20 protein-coding genes are annotated in these 16,885 nt (G+C 61.6%); 12 read left to right on the top strand and 8 right to left on the bottom strand.

The window, feature by feature from the left end; translation table 11 throughout:
* Positions 1–389: 389 nt before the first annotated feature.
* Together AC0Z42_RS19835 and AC0Z42_RS19830 are read right to left on the bottom strand one after the other, a co-directional pair.
* Positions 390–1,208: a glutaminyl-peptide cyclotransferase gene (locus AC0Z42_RS19835; RefSeq protein ID WP_485469899.1), complete on the bottom strand. Its 819-nt coding sequence runs from the start codon at positions 1,206–1,208 to the stop codon at positions 390–392.
* 25 nt (positions 1,209–1,233) lie between these two features.
* Positions 1,234–2,151 (bottom strand): LysR substrate-binding domain-containing protein, encoded by a 918-nt coding sequence (locus tag AC0Z42_RS19830; protein WP_485470050.1) that lies wholly within the window; start codon positions 2,149–2,151, stop codon positions 1,234–1,236.
* Positions 2,152–2,249: 98 nt separating this feature from the next.
* Between AC0Z42_RS19830 and AC0Z42_RS19825 the strand changes: the two genes are divergently transcribed.
* From AC0Z42_RS19825 to AC0Z42_RS19770, 12 genes are all read left to right on the top strand, one after another.
* The gene (locus tag AC0Z42_RS19825) at positions 2,250–2,711 is read left to right on the top strand and encodes a CidA/LrgA family protein (RefSeq protein WP_485469898.1); all 462 of its coding nucleotides are present in this window, start codon (positions 2,250–2,252) and stop codon (positions 2,709–2,711) included.
* Complete coding sequence (locus AC0Z42_RS19820) at positions 2,708–3,397, top strand: LrgB family protein (protein WP_485469897.1); 690 nt, start codon at positions 2,708–2,710, stop codon at positions 3,395–3,397. Before AC0Z42_RS19825 ends, AC0Z42_RS19820 begins: the two co-directional genes overlap by 4 nt.
* 65 nt (positions 3,398–3,462) lie before the next feature.
* Complete coding sequence (mnmH, locus tag AC0Z42_RS19815; protein WP_485469896.1) at positions 3,463–4,557, top strand: tRNA 2-selenouridine(34) synthase MnmH; 1,095 nt, start codon at positions 3,463–3,465, stop codon at positions 4,555–4,557.
* The gene (gene selD, locus AC0Z42_RS19810; RefSeq protein WP_485469895.1) at positions 4,554–5,609 is read left to right on the top strand and encodes a selenide, water dikinase SelD; all 1,056 of its coding nucleotides are present in this window, start codon (positions 4,554–4,556) and stop codon (positions 5,607–5,609) included. The genes mnmH and selD overlap by 4 nt, the downstream gene beginning before the upstream one ends.
* 24 nt (positions 5,610–5,633) lie before the next feature.
* Entirely contained in the window at positions 5,634–6,497 is an 864-nt protein-coding gene (locus AC0Z42_RS19805; RefSeq protein WP_485469894.1) for a putative selenate ABC transporter substrate-binding protein, read from the top strand.
* Positions 6,498–6,626: 129 nt separating this feature from the next.
* Positions 6,627–7,439: a phosphonate ABC transporter ATP-binding protein gene (locus AC0Z42_RS19800; RefSeq protein ID WP_485469893.1), complete on the top strand. Its 813-nt coding sequence runs from the start codon at positions 6,627–6,629 to the stop codon at positions 7,437–7,439.
* A gap of 17 nt (positions 7,440–7,456) precedes the next feature.
* Positions 7,457–8,269, top strand: a complete 813-nt coding sequence (locus AC0Z42_RS19795; protein WP_485470049.1) for a PhnE/PtxC family ABC transporter permease — start codon at positions 7,457–7,459, stop codon at positions 8,267–8,269.
* On the top strand, positions 8,266–9,072 hold the full coding sequence (gene phnE / locus AC0Z42_RS19790; RefSeq protein ID WP_485469892.1) for a phosphonate ABC transporter, permease protein PhnE: 807 nt from the start codon (positions 8,266–8,268) through the stop codon (positions 9,070–9,072). Before AC0Z42_RS19795 ends, phnE begins: the two co-directional genes overlap by 4 nt.
* An 18-nt stretch (positions 9,073–9,090) precedes the next feature.
* Positions 9,091–9,453, top strand: coding sequence for a hypothetical protein (locus AC0Z42_RS19785; RefSeq protein WP_485469891.1), 363 nt, complete (start codon positions 9,091–9,093; stop codon positions 9,451–9,453).
* Between the two features lie 105 nt (positions 9,454–9,558).
* A complete protein-coding gene (locus AC0Z42_RS19780; RefSeq protein WP_485469890.1) occupies positions 9,559–9,921 on the top strand; it encodes a hypothetical protein in 363 nt (120 codons plus the stop codon).
* 56 nt (positions 9,922–9,977) lie between these two features.
* Positions 9,978–10,622, top strand: coding sequence for a hypothetical protein (locus AC0Z42_RS19775; protein WP_485469889.1), 645 nt, complete (start codon positions 9,978–9,980; stop codon positions 10,620–10,622).
* Positions 10,619–11,113 carry a GNAT family N-acetyltransferase gene (locus AC0Z42_RS19770; RefSeq protein WP_485469888.1) on the top strand — a complete coding sequence of 165 codons (495 nt, stop codon included), beginning with the start codon at positions 10,619–10,621 and terminating at the stop codon, positions 11,111–11,113. Before AC0Z42_RS19775 ends, AC0Z42_RS19770 begins: the two co-directional genes overlap by 4 nt.
* Positions 11,114–11,144: 31 nt before the next feature.
* Here AC0Z42_RS19770 and AC0Z42_RS19765 read toward each other — a convergent pair whose 3' ends face one another.
* From AC0Z42_RS19765 to cyoB, 6 genes are read right to left on the bottom strand one after another with little or no spacing between them, the layout of a single operon-like run.
* Complete coding sequence (locus AC0Z42_RS19765) at positions 11,145–11,693, bottom strand: response regulator transcription factor (protein WP_485469887.1); 549 nt, start codon at positions 11,691–11,693, stop codon at positions 11,145–11,147.
* Positions 11,683–13,032 (bottom strand): ATP-binding protein, encoded by a 1,350-nt coding sequence (locus tag AC0Z42_RS19760; RefSeq protein WP_485469886.1) that lies wholly within the window; start codon positions 13,030–13,032, stop codon positions 11,683–11,685. Before AC0Z42_RS19760 ends, AC0Z42_RS19765 begins: the two co-directional genes overlap by 11 nt.
* Positions 13,016–13,837: an SURF1 family protein gene (locus AC0Z42_RS19755; RefSeq protein WP_485469885.1), complete on the bottom strand. Its 822-nt coding sequence runs from the start codon at positions 13,835–13,837 to the stop codon at positions 13,016–13,018. The genes AC0Z42_RS19760 and AC0Z42_RS19755 overlap by 17 nt, the downstream gene beginning before the upstream one ends.
* Positions 13,834–14,238 (bottom strand): cytochrome o ubiquinol oxidase subunit IV, encoded by a 405-nt coding sequence (gene cyoD, locus AC0Z42_RS19750; RefSeq protein ID WP_485469884.1) that lies wholly within the window; start codon positions 14,236–14,238, stop codon positions 13,834–13,836. The genes AC0Z42_RS19755 and cyoD overlap by 4 nt, the downstream gene beginning before the upstream one ends.
* Positions 14,235–14,870, bottom strand: a complete 636-nt coding sequence (gene cyoC, locus AC0Z42_RS19745) for a cytochrome o ubiquinol oxidase subunit III (protein ID WP_485469883.1) — start codon at positions 14,868–14,870, stop codon at positions 14,235–14,237. Before cyoC ends, cyoD begins: the two co-directional genes overlap by 4 nt.
* The gene (gene cyoB, locus AC0Z42_RS19740) at positions 14,863–16,866 is read right to left on the bottom strand and encodes a cytochrome o ubiquinol oxidase subunit I (RefSeq protein WP_485469882.1); all 2,004 of its coding nucleotides are present in this window, start codon (positions 16,864–16,866) and stop codon (positions 14,863–14,865) included. The genes cyoC and cyoB overlap by 8 nt, the downstream gene beginning before the upstream one ends.
* Positions 16,867–16,885: the final 19 nt, after the last annotated feature.

Raw genomic sequence — 16,885 nt, 5'->3', positions numbered from 1 at the left:
TACGACAATATTAAATGTTGTGAAAAAGAACGGTTTTTCATCCTTTCAAACGCCCTCCTGTCCGGAAAAAACAGTGTTATTCCTTATATCTATGACAATTGGATAGATTTTGCAAATCGCGCCCGTATATAAGCTGCGCGCCGTGCGGCACTGGCAAGTAACTATCGATTCAATAGTCACTGCGCTGACGGCGTTCAGGCACAAGCTCATCATTCAACAGTATTGTTTTGCTCTTGCTGATGAGGCCACCTTTTTTGTCACTTGAGTTCTTTTTTAGCTGGCTCTGGCCGCTTCGCAAACCTTCCCAAGCGCACAACAAGCCGTATGCAATTGGCGGCCCCCAACGCTGGCATGACCCCAACGCTGGTACAGAAATCAACCACGTGGCATCAATGCCGCTGAATCTCGATCAGCTCGATCTCGAACAGCTTGGGCCACAGCTTGCCGGTGACGAACAGGCGCTTGCCGTGCTTGTCCCAAGCGATGCCGTTCAGGACCGCGTCCGGGTTGGCGGTGCCGCGCTGGTCTGGCGGCAGCAAGCCGGTCAGGTCGATCCAGCCGACCACCTTGCCGCTGGCAAGATCGATGCGGGCGATCACGTCGGCGCCCCACACGTTGGCATACAGCTGGCCGTCGACGATTTCCAGTTCGTTCAGGCGCTCGATCGGCTTGCCTTCGGCCTTGACGTCGAAACGGCGCACTTCCGCCAGCGTTTTCGGATTCAGCACGCGGATGGCGGCGCTGCCGTCGCTCATGTAGACGTACTTCGCGTCGCTGGCCAGGCCCCAGCCTTCGCCCTTGTAGTCGAACTTGCGCTTGAGCTTGAAGGTTTTCTGGTCGAACACATAGCCGGTCTGCGAGGTCCAGGTCAGCGCCATGATTTCATCGCCCACGTCGGTAATGCCTTCGCCGAAGACGTTCTGGTCCAGCATTTCGCGCTGCAGCACCCTGCCCGACTTCAGGTCGACCTTGCGCAAGGAAGACTGGCCGTTCTGGCCCGTGCTTTCATACAGGTGGCCATCCTTGAACAGCAGGCCCTGGGTGAACGCGCGCTGGTCGTGCGGATAGGTATTTTTTACCAGATAGCCATAGACGGGAATGGCGGCCTGGGCATGGCCCATTTCGCTCATCAGCCCGACCGTGCATGCCAGGCCCAGCAGCATGGAAGTGGTGGTGCGCCTGAGTTTGGTCGTGACGGTGGTGTGCATGTTCTGGTGGAGTGGTTGCGGTCGCCTATTGTAATCGCACGGCGGAGTCTGCATCGCCCATATGCGCACGCACCAGGTCCAGCCAGGCGCGCGCGGCAAACGACAGCCGCCCGGCGCGGCGCCAGGCCAGCATCAGATTCCACTCCACCGGCGGGTTGGCCAGCGGCACGATGGTAAAGTCGCTGGCGTCCAGCGTGTCGCAGAACATCTTCGGCAGCAGGCAGATGCCCACGCCCAGGCGCACCAGCGAGGCGATAAAGTCCCATTGGCCGCTGCGGCTGGTAATGCGCGGCACGAAACCGGCGCGCTGGCAGGCGTCAAGCACGATCTCGTTTAAGGCAAACGCATCGCCATAGAACACGAACGGACTGTCGGCCAGTTCGCCCAAGGCCACCGTCTGCCGGTTTTGCCAGGCAGACTCGCGCGGTGCAAGCAGGCACAGCGGCGAGCGCACCAGCGGCAGCGCCTCGAAATCTTGCCAGGTCGCAGCATTGCCGGGGTAGTCGAGCATGGTGCCCAGCTCGATGGTGCCCTTGCGCAAGTCGCGCTCGATGGCCTGGGTGCCGCTTTCCACCATTTTCAGCTCGATGCCCGGGTAGCGCTGGTGGTACTCGGCCAGCCAGGAAGCGATCGCCATATGCGTCTGCGGCGACACGCCCACTCGCAGCTCGCCGCGTTCGAGCTGCTGCAAATCACGCAACTCCACTTTCAGCTCCGCATGCAGGGCCAGCAATTCATGCGCGCGCGACAGCACCACCTTGCCCGCGTCGGTCAGGGTAAAACGCTTGCCCACCCTGTCGAGCAAGGCCAGGTCCAGCGACTGTTCCAGCTGGGCGATCATCTTGCTGACGGTCGGTTGCGTCACGTGCAGCCGGGCGGCGGCACGCGTAAAGCTGTTTTGTTCCACCACTTCGACGAAGTAGCGTAGCGAACGGATATCCATCATGCATTCCAATATCGAATGAACTTCATAAGTTTAAGTCATTTTATCTTTTAACCAGCGCCGCCTACAATGAAAACCTTCTCCGATGAAAGCCAGCCATGCACGCCAGTTGTTCCACCGCCACCCTGCCGATCGCCACCGCACCCGCCTGGCGCCGGCCCGTGCAAACGCTGTGGCAGGTAGCAGTCTTGATTGCCGCCTGGTGGGCTGCCGACCATGCGGCGGCGGTGCTGCACCTGCCCTTCTCGGGTGGCGTGGTGGGCCTGTTCGCGCTGGTGCTGCTGCTGGCGACCGGCCTGGTGAAGCCAGCCGCGATCGAACTGGGCGCCAACTGGCTGCTGTCCAATATGTTGCTGTTCTTTATTCCGCTGGTGGTGTCAGTGGTGCAATTTACCGACCTGATCAAGGCCAAGGGCCTGATTTTGCTGCTCGACATCGGCCTGGGTTTTGCCTGCGTGATGCTGGCCACTGCCTTTACAGTGGAATGGGTATGCCGTTATGAGCGCCAGTTGCGCCTGAAAAAACTGCGGCGCCAGCGCGCGGCCAGGAAACTGGCATGAGCACCTTGCTGCTGTCACTGCTGTTCCTGCTGCTGACCCTGGTGCTGTTCTATGCCAACCAGGCCCTGCACCGGCGCCATCCACACTTTTTGCTGACGCCGGCGATCTGTACCTCGGCCATTCTGATCATTATCGTGCAGGCCACCGCCACGCCCTTCACGACCTATTTTGGCGAAACGCGCTGGCTGCCGTGGCTGCTGGGGCCGGCGACCGTCGCGTTTGCGCTGCCGATCTTCCAGGAACGCCAGTTGATCCGCAAGCACTGGCTGGCCCTGTCGCTGGGCAGCTGTGCCGGCATCGTCGCGTCGCTGGCCGCCACCTTGCTGCTGGATCGCCTGCTGGGCGTGCATGGCGACATGGCGCGCAGCCTGCTGGCGCGCTCGGTGTCCACGCCGTTTGCGCTGGAAGCGTCGCGACAGATGGGCGGTTCGGCCCAGCTGACCGGCATTTTCGTGGTGATGACGGGCCTGTTTGGCCTGATGCTGGGCAAGCCGCTGCTGAAACTGCTGCCGCTGCGCATGCGCATTGCCCGTGGCGCCCCGTATGGCGCTGCCGCGCACGGCTTTGGCCTGTCGGTGGCGCGCAGGGTCGGTACGGAAGAAGGCGCGGTGGCCAGCCTCACCATGATTTTCTCGGGCGTGGTAACGGTGCTGCTGGCGCCCGCCATAGGCCACGTGCTGGGCTGAACGCACACGCAGGGAACGTTTATCGGGGATAATACGCCTTCAACATTTTCCCCGGCGCCGCCACGATGAAATACCCCGCAGTTTTGCCCTTCGCCGAGATCCTGCCGCAGCTGGCCCAGTTCGACGCCATTATCGATGTGCGCAGCCCGTCCGAATTTGCCGAGGATCATTTGCCGGGCGCCATCAACTTGCCGGTGCTGGAGGATGACGAGCGCATCCAGATCGGCACCTTGTACAAGCAGACCAGCGCCTTTGAAGCAAAAAAACTGGGCGCGGCGCTGGTGGCAAAAAATATTGCGCGCCATATCGAAGATGGCATGCTCGGCCATCCGCAATCGTGGCGCCCGCTGGTATATTGCTGGCGCGGCGGCAACCGCAGCGGCGCCATGGCACATATCCTGGCGCGTATCGGCTGGCCCGTGGTACAGCTCGACGGCGGCTACAAGGAATACCGGCGCCATGTGAATACCGAGCTGGCCACCCTGCCGGCCGCGTTTGACTTCATCAATGTGCTGTGCGGCCCCACCGGCAGCGGCAAGAGCCGGCTGCTGCAAGTGCTCGACAAGCAAGGCGCGCAGGTAATCGACCTGGAACAGCTGGCGGCCCATCGCGGCTCGGTGCTGGGCGGCTTGCCGCAAGAAAACCAACCCTCGCAAAAAGCGTTTGAAAGCGGCCTGTGGCAGCAGCTGCGCCATTTCGACGCCAGCCAGCCCGTGTTCATCGAGTCCGAAAGCAAGAAAGTGGGCCGCTTGCGCGTGCCCGACGCGCTGATGGAAAAAATGCGCGCCGCCGATTGCACCGCCGTGCAGCTGTCCACCGGCCACCGCGTGCAATTGCTGATGGAAGACTACGATCATTTTGTTGGCGACCCGGAAAAACTCAATGTCCAGCTGGCATTGTTGACGCAGTTGCACGGCCGCGAGAAAATTGCCCATTGGCAGCAACTGGCCACCTCAGGCCAAATGACCACGCTGGTCGAGGAACTGCTGCTCCAGCATTATGACCCGGCCTACCTGCAGTCGATCAAGCGCAACTTCCTGCGCTATGCCGAGGCGGCGCCTTTGCTGCTGCCCGATATCTCCGATGCTGCTTTTAAGCAAGCTGCTCTCAGCTTGTGTACTATCGTCGGCAACCACCAACATCAGCAGGAACTCACATGACAGATAGCATTGCACCACCGATCCGACTGACCGAATTTGCCCATGGCGGCGGCTGCGGCTGCAAGATCGCGCCGGGCGTGCTGGCCGATATCCTGAAAGGCAGCGGCGGCTTCCCAATCCCGAAAGAATTGCTGGTCGGCATAGAAACGGCCGATGACGCCGCCGTCTACCAGTTGAATGACGAGCAGGCGCTGATCGCCACCACCGATTTTTTCATGCCCATCGTTGACGATCCGTTCGACTTCGGCCGCATCGCCGCCACCAACGCCATTTCCGACGTCTACGCCATGGGCGGCACGCCGATCATGGCGCTGGCGCTGGTCGGCATGCCGATCAACAAGCTGCCGGTCGAGACCATCGGCCTGATTTTAAAAGGCGGTGAAACCGTGTGCGCCCAGGCCGGCATTCCGATCGCCGGCGGCCATACCATCGATTCAGTCGAGCCGATCTATGGCCTGGTGGTGCTGGGCCTGGTGCACCCGTCGCAAGTGAAGCGCAATGCAGGCGCGCGCGCCGGCGACAAGCTGGTGCTGGGCAAGCCGATCGGCGTGGGCGTGCTGTCGGCGGCGCTGAAGAAAAACCTGCTCGACGCCGACGGTTATGCCGCGCTGATCGCCAATACCACCAAATTGAATACGCCAGGCAAGAAACTGGCACTACTCGACGGCGTGCATGCGCTGACCGACGTTACCGGTTTTGGCCTCCTGGGCCACACGCTGGAACTGGCGCGTGGCGCCAAGTTGCAGGCACGTATCGCACTGGCTGACGTGCCACTGCTGCCGCAGGTGCAGCAACTGGCCGAGCTGGGCAATATCACGGGCGCCTCGGGGCGCAACTGGCAGGGCTATGGCGCGCAAGTGCAGCTGGACCCATCCTTGAACGCGGTCGACCAGGCCATCCTGACCGACCCGCAAACGGCCGGCCCGCTGCTGGTGGCGTGCGCGCCGGAAGCGGTCGAGCAGGTGCTGGCGATTTTCCGCGCCGAAGGCTTTGCGGAAGCGGCGGTCATCGGCGAGATGCAGGCAGGCAGCACTGGCGTTTCCGTATTTTAATCATCTTCCATAGAAAGCACTGACATGACATTCTCCAAATTCCCCGCCATCCTGGCCACCGTTGCCGCCACCCTGGCGATCCACAGCGGCATCGCCCAGGCGCAGCAAGTGTTGCGCGTGTCGGCGATTCCCGACGAAGCGCCGACCGAACTGCAGCGCAAGTTCAAGCCGCTGGGCAACTACCTGGAGAAAAAGCTGGGCATGAAAGTGGAATTTACGCCGGTGACCGATTACGCAGCCTCGGTCGAAGGCCTGATCAACCACAAGCTCGACATGGTCTGGTTTGGCGGCTTTACCTTCGTGCAAGCGAACGTGCGCAGCGGCGGCAAGATCGTGCCGCTGGTACAGCGCGAGGAAGACACCAAGTTCCGCTCCGTATTCGTTACCACCAGCAAGGACATCAACAGCCTGGCCGACCTGAAAGGCAAGAATTTCACGTTCGGTTCCGAATCGTCGACCTCGGGCCATCTGATGCCGCGCTACTACCTGCTGGCCGCCAAGATCAATCCTGACGTCGACATGAAGCGCATCGCGTTTTCCGGCGCGCATGACGCCACCGTGGCGGCCGTGGCCGGCGGCAAGGTCGATGCCGGCACGCTGAATATCTCGGTCTGGGAAAAACTGGTCGAAGCGAAAAAAGTCGACCCGGCCAAGGTGCGCGTGTTCTACACCACGCCCGGCTATTTCGACTACAACTGGAGCGTGCGCTCGGACATGAACCCGGTCGTGCGCCAGAAGCTGACCGACGCCTTCCTGGCGCTGGACCCGTCCACGCCTGAAGGCAAGGAAATCCTCGAGCTGCAGCGCGCCACCAGGTTTATCCCGACCAAGGCCGAGAACTACAAGGATATCGAAGCGGCTGCGCGGGATGCGAAGTTGTTGAAATAATCGCTGTCCCCGTCGAATCTTGTCGGATTACGCTACGCTAATCCGACCTACGCATGCTAGACCGTCGCGTAGGTCGGATTAGCCCGAAGGGCGTAATCCGACAAACCCCAACCCAAACCGACACATCGCATGACATTCCAACTTCACAAAGTCAGCGTCCACCACGCTGGCGCCGCCGGCAATGCGCTGGCGCTGCGCGAGCTGAGCCTGGACGTGGCCCAGGGTGAACAGATCGCCCTGATCGGCCCGTCGGGCGCGGGCAAGACCAGCTTGCTGCATACGCTGGCCTGCGCGCTGCGCCCGGCATCCGGGACCCTGAATGTCCTCGGCGCATCACCGTGGCAACTGGCGAGCGGCGCGCGACACGCCTTGCGCGCGCGCCTGTTCCTGGCGCCGCAAACTCCCCCGCTGCCGCCGCGCCAGCGCGTGGTCAATGCCGTGCTGGCCGGCAGGCTGCCGCAATGGACCTTGTGGACGGCGGTGCGTTCGCTGGTGGCACCGCTCGATCCGCGCGCGGCCTGGGAAGCGCTGGGCAAGTTCAATCTGCAAGACAAACTGTATGCAAGGGTCGACCGCCTGTCCGGCGGCGAACGCCAGCGCTGCGGCATGGCGCGCGCGCTGGTGTCGAACGCACAAGTGTTCCTGGTGGACGAGCCCTTGTCGGCGCTTGACCCTACCCTGGCGGTGCAAACAATTGCGGTATTGCAGGAAGAAGCCACGGCGCGCAACGCTACGCTGATCTGCAGTCTGCACCAGGTCGAGATCGCGCGCGCCTGCTTTCCTCGCATTATCGGCCTGCGCGATGGGCAAGTGGTTTTCGATGCGCCCGCCACGGAAGTGACCGACACGATGATCGCCGCCCTGTATCAAAACAAGACCGACCCTTCGCCGCAATTCGATCCTGTCGCGGAAAACCTCGAAGCGGCGAGGCCGCATTGCTGACGGCAAACAAGGCCTCGATGCCGCGCGACCCGGCCTGGCGCGGCCGCCTCATCACTGCGGCGGTGGTGCTGATCGTGCTGTGGCCGATGCTGGTGCAGGCCGAATTCAAGCCCTGGATCTTATGGGATGCGCAAAGCCTGGCCGCGACCTGGCAGTTCCTGTCGAGCTTTGTGCCGCCGGCCCACTCGGCCGAATTTTTACAGCTGGTGCTGGTGTCGAGCTGGGAAACCATCGCCATGGCCACCGCCGGCATGGCGCTGGCGATGCTGGGTGCGATACCGTTGACCCTGTTGGTGACCGAGCGCCTGTCGGTTTCGCGCATCGGCACGGGCAAGGTCTCGCCACCGGCGGCCGCCCTGCGCCACGGCGTGCGCACCCTGCTGGTATTGCTGCGCAGCGTGCCTGAACTGGTCTGGGCGCTGCTGCTGGTGCGCATCGTCGGCCTCGGTCCGACCGCCGGCGTGATCGCGATCGCCCTCACCTACTGCGGCATGCTCGGTAAAGTCTATGCGGAAATCCTCGAGTCATCGGATGCGTCTGCCTGCAACGCCCTGCTCAACAACGGCAGTGGCCGCCTGGCTGCGCTGCTGTACGGCGCCCTGCCCGAGTCGGCCGCCGAACTGGTGTCGTACACGATTTACCGCTGGGAATGCGCAATCCGCGGCTCGGTGGTGATGGGCTTTGTCGGCGCCGGCGGCCTGGGCCAGCGCATGGATGAATCGATGAAGATGATGGCCGGCAGCGAACTGGCCACCATGCTGATGGTGTTCGTGCTGCTGGTGGCCGGCGCCGATGCCGTGTCCGCCATGCTGCGGCGGAGGCTGTCATGAAGCACGATTTCACACTGCCACCCCTGCCGGTTGCGGAACCGGTACGCTGGTCGACCTGGGCCTTGCTGGCCGGCCTGGTGCTGCTGGTCATCGCCAGCTTTGCCAGCCTGCCGTTGAAATGGGGCGAATTCTTCAGCGGCGAAGCGATCCGCACGACCCTTGATTTCCTGCACGGCTTCGCGCCGCCGGAACTGGCGCCCGCGTTCCTGACCAAAGTCGGCATCGCCACCTTTGAAACCCTGGCCATGTCGGCCATCGGCACGGTCATCGCCGCCGTGCTCGGCGCGCTGCTGGCCCTGCCCGCCAGCGGCCGTTTTGGCGTGCTGGCGCGCAATATCACGCGCGGTTTCCTGAACGTCCTGCGCTCGATCCCCGAACTGGTGTGGGCTTCGATCCTGCTGATCGCCGCCGGCCTGGGGCCGTTTGCCGGCACCCTGGCCCTGGCGCTGCATACGGTGGGCGTGCTGGGCCGGCTGTTTGCCGATGCCTTCGAGAACTGCCCGCCGCTGCCGGCCGCCACCTTGCGCATCAACGGCGCGCGCCCGGCCGTGGCTTTTCTGTATGCGACCTTGCCGCAATGCAGTCCGCAGATGATGTCGTACACTCTGTACCGCTGGGAAAACAATATCCGCGCCGCCGCGATTCTTGGCGTGGTCGGCGCCGGTGGCCTGGGGCAGATGCTGAAATACCATCTGTCGCTATTCCAGATGCAACAGGCCGCCACCGTGATTATCGCCATGCTGCTGATGGTAGCCGCCGTCGACGCGCTCAGCTATCTGCTGCGCCGCGCGATGACCAAATAATTTATTGAGGAGCAAGCCATGCTGGGTTGGTGGACCGTGATTACAACTGAAACCCTGGCGCAGCGCACGCTGCCCGGTGGCGGCAACAAGGAAGCGACGCTGGCGGTCTGGGACGCCGGACTGGGCGGCATGGACTGGATACTGGCACTGTGCAAGCAAGGCAAGGCCGAGCAGCACAGCTTCAACGGCTATCCGAACCGTTTCACGGCGCTGGCTGGCGAGATCACGCCGATCCTGGCGCGCGGCATCAAGGAACACCTGGGCCATTTCAATGGTCCCGAGCCGTCGGCCTGGAAAGGCAGTGTTACCGTGCATGAGGACCGGATTGCAGCCTGCCAGCCGGAACAGATGCTGACAATTGAAGTCTGGGATCAGTCGTAAGCGATACGGCCAACATAATCGCAAGCTTTGCGCCAAAATCTCACTGTGGAAATGCTAGTATTGCTACAGGCAATCCATCTCGCGATTGCTCCATTGGAGAAAAACATGATCGTGAAAAAACTGACGGTTGGCGCCGCTGCAGCCCTGTGCATGCTGGGTGCGCACGCCGAAGGCGTCGATGAGTTTGTCGGCACCTGGCAACTGGCGCGCACGACGGTGCCGGACATGTTGGTATTCAAGCAGGAAGGCGCGCAACTGGTTGCCGTGCGCTACATGCGCAATGTGCTGACCAACAAGCTCACCGAGCGCCGCTTTGCGGCCACTTATGCCGAGGGCGCGATCACGGTGCCGGCAGCCGAACCGAAAATCGAGGCGACACTGGTGGCAGGCGTGCCGACGGTCACGGTGCTGGGCGAAACCTTTCAAAAAGTATCATCCGCCACGCAAGCGCCGCAAACTGGCAGCTGAAACACCTCCCCACCATCAACGCTGGATATAACGCTGGCAACTTAAGGAATCATCGCATGGGCTTGGCAATATCCGTCGGCGCACTGACCGAACTGCAGCAAGAAGAAGACACGGAAGGTGTGGAATTTATTTCCACCGCATTTGAAACAGCAAATGCACTGCTGAAACAGGCAGGATTGCCTCAGCATACGGAACCGGCTGACTTGCCGGAATTGCAGTCGCGCACCGTCATCGACTCGTTCCCGTACAGCTTTGTGCACTATCTGCGCCGCGCGTATGCGCATGCGGTGCTCGATGCCCAGTGGCGCGCCACCTCGCTGCCCGACGGCCAGGAACCGGCAGAAGACGCGGTCCTCGATGAGGCGCAGGACATGTTCGACAGCCATCTGATCTGCCATTCGGATTGCGAGGGATTTTATTTCCCGCTGGTATTCGATGAAGTCATTTTTGGCAATGACGAGCATGAATTGCTTGGCGGCATGCTGGGCTCGTCCTACAAGCTGCGCGAGGAACTGGTCACGGTCGCCCCCGCGCTGGGAATTTTCCTGCTTGGTGACGACCTCAGCGACGAGGAGGCCGAACGCATCAATCTGCGCATCAATGAAGACGACGGGCTGCAACGAGAGCTGGTGGCCTGGTTTGCGCTCTATGAAGCGTGCCGGCTCAGCATCGCGCACAAGACGGCGATCGTGTTCAATTGAGCATCGTCATTCGCGCTACCGGACCGGATGACTGGCGCGACCTGAAAGTGGCGCGGCTGGCCGCATTGCTGGACGTGCCAACCGCGTTTGGCGTCAGCCACGCCAGTGCGGCAGCGTTCACGGACGAGGATTGGCAACAACGCGCGGTCAGCACGCCGCAGCGCACTTTCGTGCTGGCCTACGACAACGACGAACCGGTCGGCCTTGCCGCCCATGTGCTCAATGGCAACGGCGAGGCCAGCCTGCAGGCGATGTGGGTAAAGCTGGAGTATCGCGGCATGGAGATTGCCGCCGGGCTGGTCGAGGCTGTCAAGCAGCTTTGCGTGGCCGGCGGACAGTCAAGGCTGGTGCTGGATGTGTCGCCCGACAATGCGCGGGCGGCGGCGTTCTACAAAAAGCAGGGGTTTGTGTTCCTGCCGGAGTGGGAAGCGCTGAACAGTCATCCGCATATTCAGGTGCAGAAGATGGAGTGGCTGGCGACGTCGTTTTAACCCAAGTGCAAATACTGGGGTTAAAAAGAAATCACTTCACCCTCTGCTTCTCCAGCTTCCTGGCCAGCGTGCGCCGGTGCATTCCCAGCCGCCTTGCCGTCTCCGAAATATTGAAATCCGTTTCCGCCAGCATTTCATGGATGCGTTCCCATTCCAGCGTCTTGATATTGGTGGCGCGGCTGGTCAGTTCGATCTCCGAGCTGCCTGCCACATGGCCGAAGGCCGCTTCGATATCGTCGGTGTTCGATGGCTTGGCCAAATACTGGCAGGCGCCAAGCTTGATCGCTTCCACCGCAGTGCCGATGCTGGCGTAGCCGGTCAGCACCACGATCAGCATTTCCGGGTCGTGCTGGTGCAGCATCTGCACGCAGGCCAGGCCCGAGGTATTGCCGTTCAGTTTCAGGTCGACCACGGCGTAGTCGGGGCAATGCTGTTCCAGCAGGGCGCTGGCCTCGTCGAAATTGGTGGCCTGGATCACCTGGTAGCCGCGCCGCTCGAACGAGCGGCACAGGGTGCGCGCAAAGGCGGCGTCGTCTTCGATGATCAGCAGCAGGCGGTCGGTTGGTGTCTCATTTGACATGGCTGTCGCTTTCTTGGTCCAGTTTGATGGCCGCCAGCGGCAAGGCCAGGTGCACGGCCGCCCCGCCCTGCGCGCGGTTGCGCGCGGTGACGGTGCCGCCCAGGGTACGTGCCACGTTGACCACCAGGAACAGGCCCAGGCCACTGCCCGGTTTGCCCTTGGTGGACTGATAAGGCTTGCCGATATGGTTCAGCATTGACGGCTCGAAACCGGGACCGGCATCCAGCACGATCAGATGCAGCGCATCGGCCTCGCGCGTGGCTTCGAAGCGCAGCCAGTCGGGCGACGCTTCCAGGGCATTGTCGAGCACATTGCAGATGGTCTGTTTCAGGGTCGAATCGAACACCACCGGTACATCATGCTCGATGCGGTTATCGTACTCGAAATGGTGGATCGGGCGGCTGCTGCGCCATTCAAGCGCCAGGTCGTCCAGAAACGTGTTGATGGTGGTTTTCACGGACGATTCGCCGCGCGCCTCGCCGGCAGACAACAGAATGCCGCTGACGATGCCCTTGCAGCGCTGCAGCTGCGCCTGCATTTCGGTAATTTCTTCCAGCATTTCGCTGTTCTTGCTCAGCTCGGGCATGCGGCGCCAGTCGCCCAGGATCACCGACAGGGTGGCCAGCGGCGTGCCCAGTTCATGCGCGGCGCCCGAGGCCAGCAGGCCCATGCGGATGATATGTTCCTCTTCGGCGGCGCGCTGGCGCAGATCGGCCACCTTGGCGTCGCCGGCGCGCTGGTTGCGGTTGATGCGGGTGATGAACAGGACCAGCAAGGCGGCGTTCAGCATGAAGCAGATCAGCAAACCCTGCACGTACAGGCTGGCAAAGCCGCGCTCGGGGTCGATCGGCAAGATCAACGGGCCGGGCAGCAACGCCAGGCCGGCCAGGCAGAGGCCGGTAATGGCCACCATGATCCAGGTCGACCAGACTTCCAGCAGCACGGCGCTGAGGATGACTTGCAGCAGATACAGGAAGGCGAACGGGTTGCTGATGCCGCCGCTCAGGTACAACTGGGCGGTCAGCACGGTGACGTCCACCAGCAGGGCCAGGAACAGCGCCGTGTTCGACACCGGCTGGCGTTCATGCCAGCGCAGCAGGCTGGCAAGATTAAAGGCGATCAGGCAGGACAGCACTTCGAGCATGTATGGCACCGGCAGTGCGATGCCCAGCCCCACGCCGACGCCAAAGATGGTGCTGATCTGGCCGATCACGGCCAGCCAGCGCAGCTGGATCAGCAGCTTCATGTTCTGGTGGCCGGCCGGATGTTCCATCTCGGCCGCCACCGCACCGCGCTCGAGCACTTCGCGGTTCGGCACTATTTCAATCTTGCCCGGCATGGTACTGAGGAGAGTTGGCGGCGACAGGACGGCGCCGGCGCTCTTCGCGCACGATCCACCAGCTGATACCGGCCACCATCAGGGCCAGCGCATACCAGGTCAGTGCGTACACCAGGTGGCTGTTGTGGAAGGAAATTACGGTCAGCCCGCCGACCGGTGCGTCCGGTGTGCTTTCCAGCCCCTTGGCCGCATCGACAAAGTATGGCGCAAGCCGGGTCAGCATGTGCGATTCGCCAATCGCCGCCACGTCGCGCGAATACCAGAGCTGCATGGCCGCATTGTTTTCACGCAGGAAGCCGCCACGCGGTTCGCTGATGCGCAGCAGGCCGTCGATGTGGACGATGCCAGGCGGCGTGCTGGCGGCGATGCCCTTGCGGTCCTTCACGAAGCCGCGGTTGACCAGTATGGTCGTACCGTCTGCCTGGCGCAATGGCGTGAGCAGCCAGAAGCCGCTGCCGAGTTCGGTACTCGCTTGCACCAGGGTATTGAAAAGGGGGAGATAGATACCGGAGAGGCGCACATGGCGGTACTCGTCCGTTTGCTGCGTGACACTGGCCCAGCGTTCGGGACCAGGTGCGTCCGTTGCCGGCGCATGTACGCGTTGTTCGACGCGCTCGATCAGGTCAAGCTTCCATTGCAGGCGCATGACTTGCCAGGTGCCCAAGGCACAGAAACCGGCAAAAACGATCCCCGCAAGCAAGGCCAGTGCGGTACGCACGACCGTGCTGCGTGGGCCTGGCGCGGCATCTTGCGACGCCGCGCCAGGAGCGCGCCCGGTGTTGCCTGGGCGCGGTTGACTCATCATGGAACCGATTGCGAGTGCATGGTTTCAGGCATCATGCTAGGCATCATGTTGTGGTTCATGTGGTACATGACCCACAGCGAACCGGCCATGGCGATGACGACGATCATGATGGTGAAAATCATCGCCATCATGTTCCAGCCGCCTTCGGACTTGGCGTTCATGTGCAGGAAGTACACCATGTGCACCACCACTTGCACCGCAGCAAAGCCCAGCAGGACCAGGCCCATGGTGCCGGTGTTGGTGATGGTTTTGTTCATCACCAGCCAGAACGGGATCGCCGTCAGGATCACGGACAGGATGAAGCCGATGGCGTAGCTTTTCAGGCTGCCATGGTCGGCTGCATCATGGTAGTGGCCGTCGTGGCCATGACCGTGGTCATTGTGTGTATCGTGGCCGCTCATGGCAGGACTCCCATCAGGTAGACAAAGGTAAAGACGCCGATCCAGATCACGTCCAGGAAGTGCCAGAACAGCGACAGGCACATCATGCGGCGACCGTTTTCAGGTGTCAGGCCATGCTTTTTCAGCTGGAACATCAAGGTCACGAGCCAGATCACGCCGAACAGTACGTGCAGGCCGTGGGTGCCGACCAGCGCGAAGAACGAGCTCAGGAAGGCGCTGCGCTGCGGGCCGGCGCCTTCATGGATCAGGTGCACGAACTCGTACATTTCCAGCGACAAAAAGGCGACGCCGAACACGCCGGTGATGCCCAGCCAAACCAGGGTCGAACCCAGGTTCTTGCGCTGCATCGCCAGCATGGCAAAGCCATACGTGATCGACGACAGCAGCAGCATGGCCGTGTTGACGGCCACCAGTGGCAGGTCGAACAGCGCGGCGCCGGTCGGGCCGTCCGCGTAGCTGCGGCCCACCACCGCATAGGTGGCGAACAGACAGGCGAAGATCAGGCAATCGCTCATCAGGTAGAGCCAGAAACCCAGCAGGCTGCCGTTTTCCGGATGGTGCTCGCGCACGAAGAAGCTCTTGCGCTCCGTGGCGCCAGGTGCGCCGGTGTTATGGACGATGGTTTCAGACATGGCTGCTCAGCAATTTAGTGTAAGCGTTTTCGGTACGGACAACTTCTTCCGCCGAAATATAGTAATCACGCTTGTAGTTAAAGGTGTGGACGATGATGGTGACCAGCATCGCCAGGAAGCCGATACCGGCGACCAGCCACATTTGCCAGATCAGGCCGAAACCGACCACGGCGGACAAGGCGGAGATCACGAAACCAGCCCAGGTGTTCTTCGGCATGTGGATCTTCGTGAAGCCAGACGTCGGACGCTCGTAGCCATGTTTCTTCATGTCGGTCCAGGCATCGAGTTCATGCACTTGCGGCGTGAACGCGAAGTTGTAGTCTGGCGGTGGCGACGAAGTCGACCATTCCAGCGTACGGCCGCCCCATGGGTCGCCGGTCACGTCGCGCAAGGCGGCGCGGTTGCGGAAGCTGACATAGAACTGCATGATCATCGAGCCGATGCCCAGTGCGATCGAGACAGCGCCGAACCAGGCGATGATGGTCCAGATCTGCAGCGATGGATCGGTGAAGTGATTCATGCGGCGGGTCACGCCCATCAGGCCCAGCACGTACAGCGGCATGAAGGCCAGGTAGAAACCGACCAACCAGAACCAGAACGAGCACTTGCCCCAGAATGTGTCGAGCTTGTAGCCGAACGCTTTCGGGAACCAGTAGTTGATCGCGGCGAACACGCCGAAGACCACGCCGCCGATGATGACGTTATGGAAGTGGGCGATCAGGAACAGGCTGTTGTGCAGCACGAAGTCCGCTGGTGGCACGGCCAGCAGCACGCCGGTCATGCCGCCGATGGTGAAGGTGACCATGAAGCCGATCGTCCACAGCATTGGCAACTCGAAACGGATACGGCCGCGGTACATCGTAAACAGCCAGTTGAAGATCTTTGCGCCGGTCGGAATCGAGATGATCATCGTCGTGATGCCGAAGAACGAGTTGACGCTGGCGCCCGAACCCATGGTAAAGAAGTGGTGCAGCCATACCAGGTACGACAGGATCATGATGACGCAGGTGGCGTAGACCATCGACGCATAGCCAAACAGGCGCTTCGAGCAGAACGTTGCGACAACTTCGGAGAACACGCCGAAGATCGGCAGCACCAGGATGTAGACCTCAGGGTGGCCCCAGATCCAGATCAGGTTGACGTACATCATGGCGTTGCCGCCCAGTTCAGTGGTAAAGAAGTTGAAACCGGCGGTACGGTCCAGTGCCAGCATGGCCAGCACGGCGGTCAGCACAGGGAAGGCAGCAACGATCAGCACGTTGGTGCACAGTGCAGTCCAGGTGAAAATCGGCATGCGCATCCAGGTCATGCCCGGTGCGCGCATCTTGACGATGGTGGCGATCAGGTTGACGCCGGACAGCAAGGTGCCGACCCCGGCAATCTGCAAGGACCAGATGTAATAGTCTACCCCCACGTCCGGACTGGCGACGATGCCCGACAGCGGCGGATACGCGAGCCAGCCGGTACGGGCAAACTCGCCGACGAACAGCGACGCCATGACCAGCACGGCGCCCATGGTCGTCATCCAGAAGCTGAAGTTGTTGAGGAACGGGAAAGCCACGTCGCGCGCACCGATTTGCAGTGGCACCACATAGTTCATCAGGCCCGTCACGAACGGCATCGCCACGAAGAAGATCATGATCACGCCGTGGGCGGTGAAGATCTGGTCGTAGTGGTGCGGTGGCAAGAAGCCGGCATTGTCGCCAAACGCGATTGCCTGCTGGGTACGCATCATCAGCGCATCGGCAAAGCCGCGCAGCAGCATGATGATACCGAGGATCATGTACATGATACCGATTTTTTTATGGTCGATACTGGTGATCCAGTCGCGCCACAGGGTACCCCAGACGCGGAAATACGTCAGCGCCGCGACCAGCGCGATGCCGCCCAGGCCAACCCCTGCAAAGGTCGCCAGCAGGATAGGTTCGTGAAATGGAATTGCATCCCAAGTCAGACGGCCGAATATAAGCTTCGTCAGATCAATATGGTCTAGCATTGTTACTCTCAGAGAAAAA

This window comes from Janthinobacterium sp. 1L-D-8-B-C4, assembly GCF_057291295.1.
The sequence above is the reverse complement of the archived record's forward strand: the minus strand, read 5'-3'. Positions and strand labels throughout refer to the sequence as shown.

What these genes read in the sequence shown, in the direction of transcription:
- AC0Z42_RS19820 (WP_485469897.1), top strand. Translation starts at nt 2,708, where the DNA reads ATGAGCACCTTGCTGCTGTCACTGCTGTTCCTGCTGCTGACCCTGGTG.
- cyoB (WP_485469882.1), bottom strand. Translation starts at nt 16,866, where the DNA reads ATGCTAGACCATATTGATCTGACGAAGCTTATATTCGGCCGTCTGACT.
- selD (WP_485469895.1), top strand. Translation starts at nt 4,554, where the DNA reads ATGACAGATAGCATTGCACCACCGATCCGACTGACCGAATTTGCCCAT.
- AC0Z42_RS19765 (WP_485469887.1), bottom strand. Translation starts at nt 11,693, where the DNA reads ATGTCAAATGAGACACCAACCGACCGCCTGCTGCTGATCATCGAAGAC.
- AC0Z42_RS19835 (WP_485469899.1), bottom strand. Translation starts at nt 1,208, where the DNA reads ATGCACACCACCGTCACGACCAAACTCAGGCGCACCACCACTTCCATG.
- AC0Z42_RS19760 (WP_485469886.1), bottom strand. Translation starts at nt 13,032, where the DNA reads ATGCCGGGCAAGATTGAAATAGTGCCGAACCGCGAAGTGCTCGAGCGC.
- phnE (WP_485469892.1), top strand. Translation starts at nt 8,266, where the DNA reads ATGAAGCACGATTTCACACTGCCACCCCTGCCGGTTGCGGAACCGGTA.
- AC0Z42_RS19775 (WP_485469889.1), top strand. Translation starts at nt 9,978, where the DNA reads ATGGGCTTGGCAATATCCGTCGGCGCACTGACCGAACTGCAGCAAGAA.
- AC0Z42_RS19785 (WP_485469891.1), top strand. Translation starts at nt 9,091, where the DNA reads ATGCTGGGTTGGTGGACCGTGATTACAACTGAAACCCTGGCGCAGCGC.
- mnmH (WP_485469896.1), top strand. Translation starts at nt 3,463, where the DNA reads ATGAAATACCCCGCAGTTTTGCCCTTCGCCGAGATCCTGCCGCAGCTG.
- AC0Z42_RS19830 (WP_485470050.1), bottom strand. Translation starts at nt 2,151, where the DNA reads ATGGATATCCGTTCGCTACGCTACTTCGTCGAAGTGGTGGAACAAAAC.
- cyoC (WP_485469883.1), bottom strand. Translation starts at nt 14,870, where the DNA reads ATGTCTGAAACCATCGTCCATAACACCGGCGCACCTGGCGCCACGGAG.
- cyoD (WP_485469884.1), bottom strand. Translation starts at nt 14,238, where the DNA reads ATGAGCGGCCACGATACACACAATGACCACGGTCATGGCCACGACGGC.
- AC0Z42_RS19800 (WP_485469893.1), top strand. Translation starts at nt 6,627, where the DNA reads ATGACATTCCAACTTCACAAAGTCAGCGTCCACCACGCTGGCGCCGCC.
- AC0Z42_RS19795 (WP_485470049.1), top strand. Translation starts at nt 7,457, where the DNA reads ATGCCGCGCGACCCGGCCTGGCGCGGCCGCCTCATCACTGCGGCGGTG.
- AC0Z42_RS19805 (WP_485469894.1), top strand. Translation starts at nt 5,634, where the DNA reads ATGACATTCTCCAAATTCCCCGCCATCCTGGCCACCGTTGCCGCCACC.
- AC0Z42_RS19755 (WP_485469885.1), bottom strand. Translation starts at nt 13,837, where the DNA reads ATGATGAGTCAACCGCGCCCAGGCAACACCGGGCGCGCTCCTGGCGCG.
- AC0Z42_RS19825 (WP_485469898.1), top strand. Translation starts at nt 2,250, where the DNA reads ATGCACGCCAGTTGTTCCACCGCCACCCTGCCGATCGCCACCGCACCC.
- AC0Z42_RS19780 (WP_485469890.1), top strand. Translation starts at nt 9,559, where the DNA reads ATGATCGTGAAAAAACTGACGGTTGGCGCCGCTGCAGCCCTGTGCATG.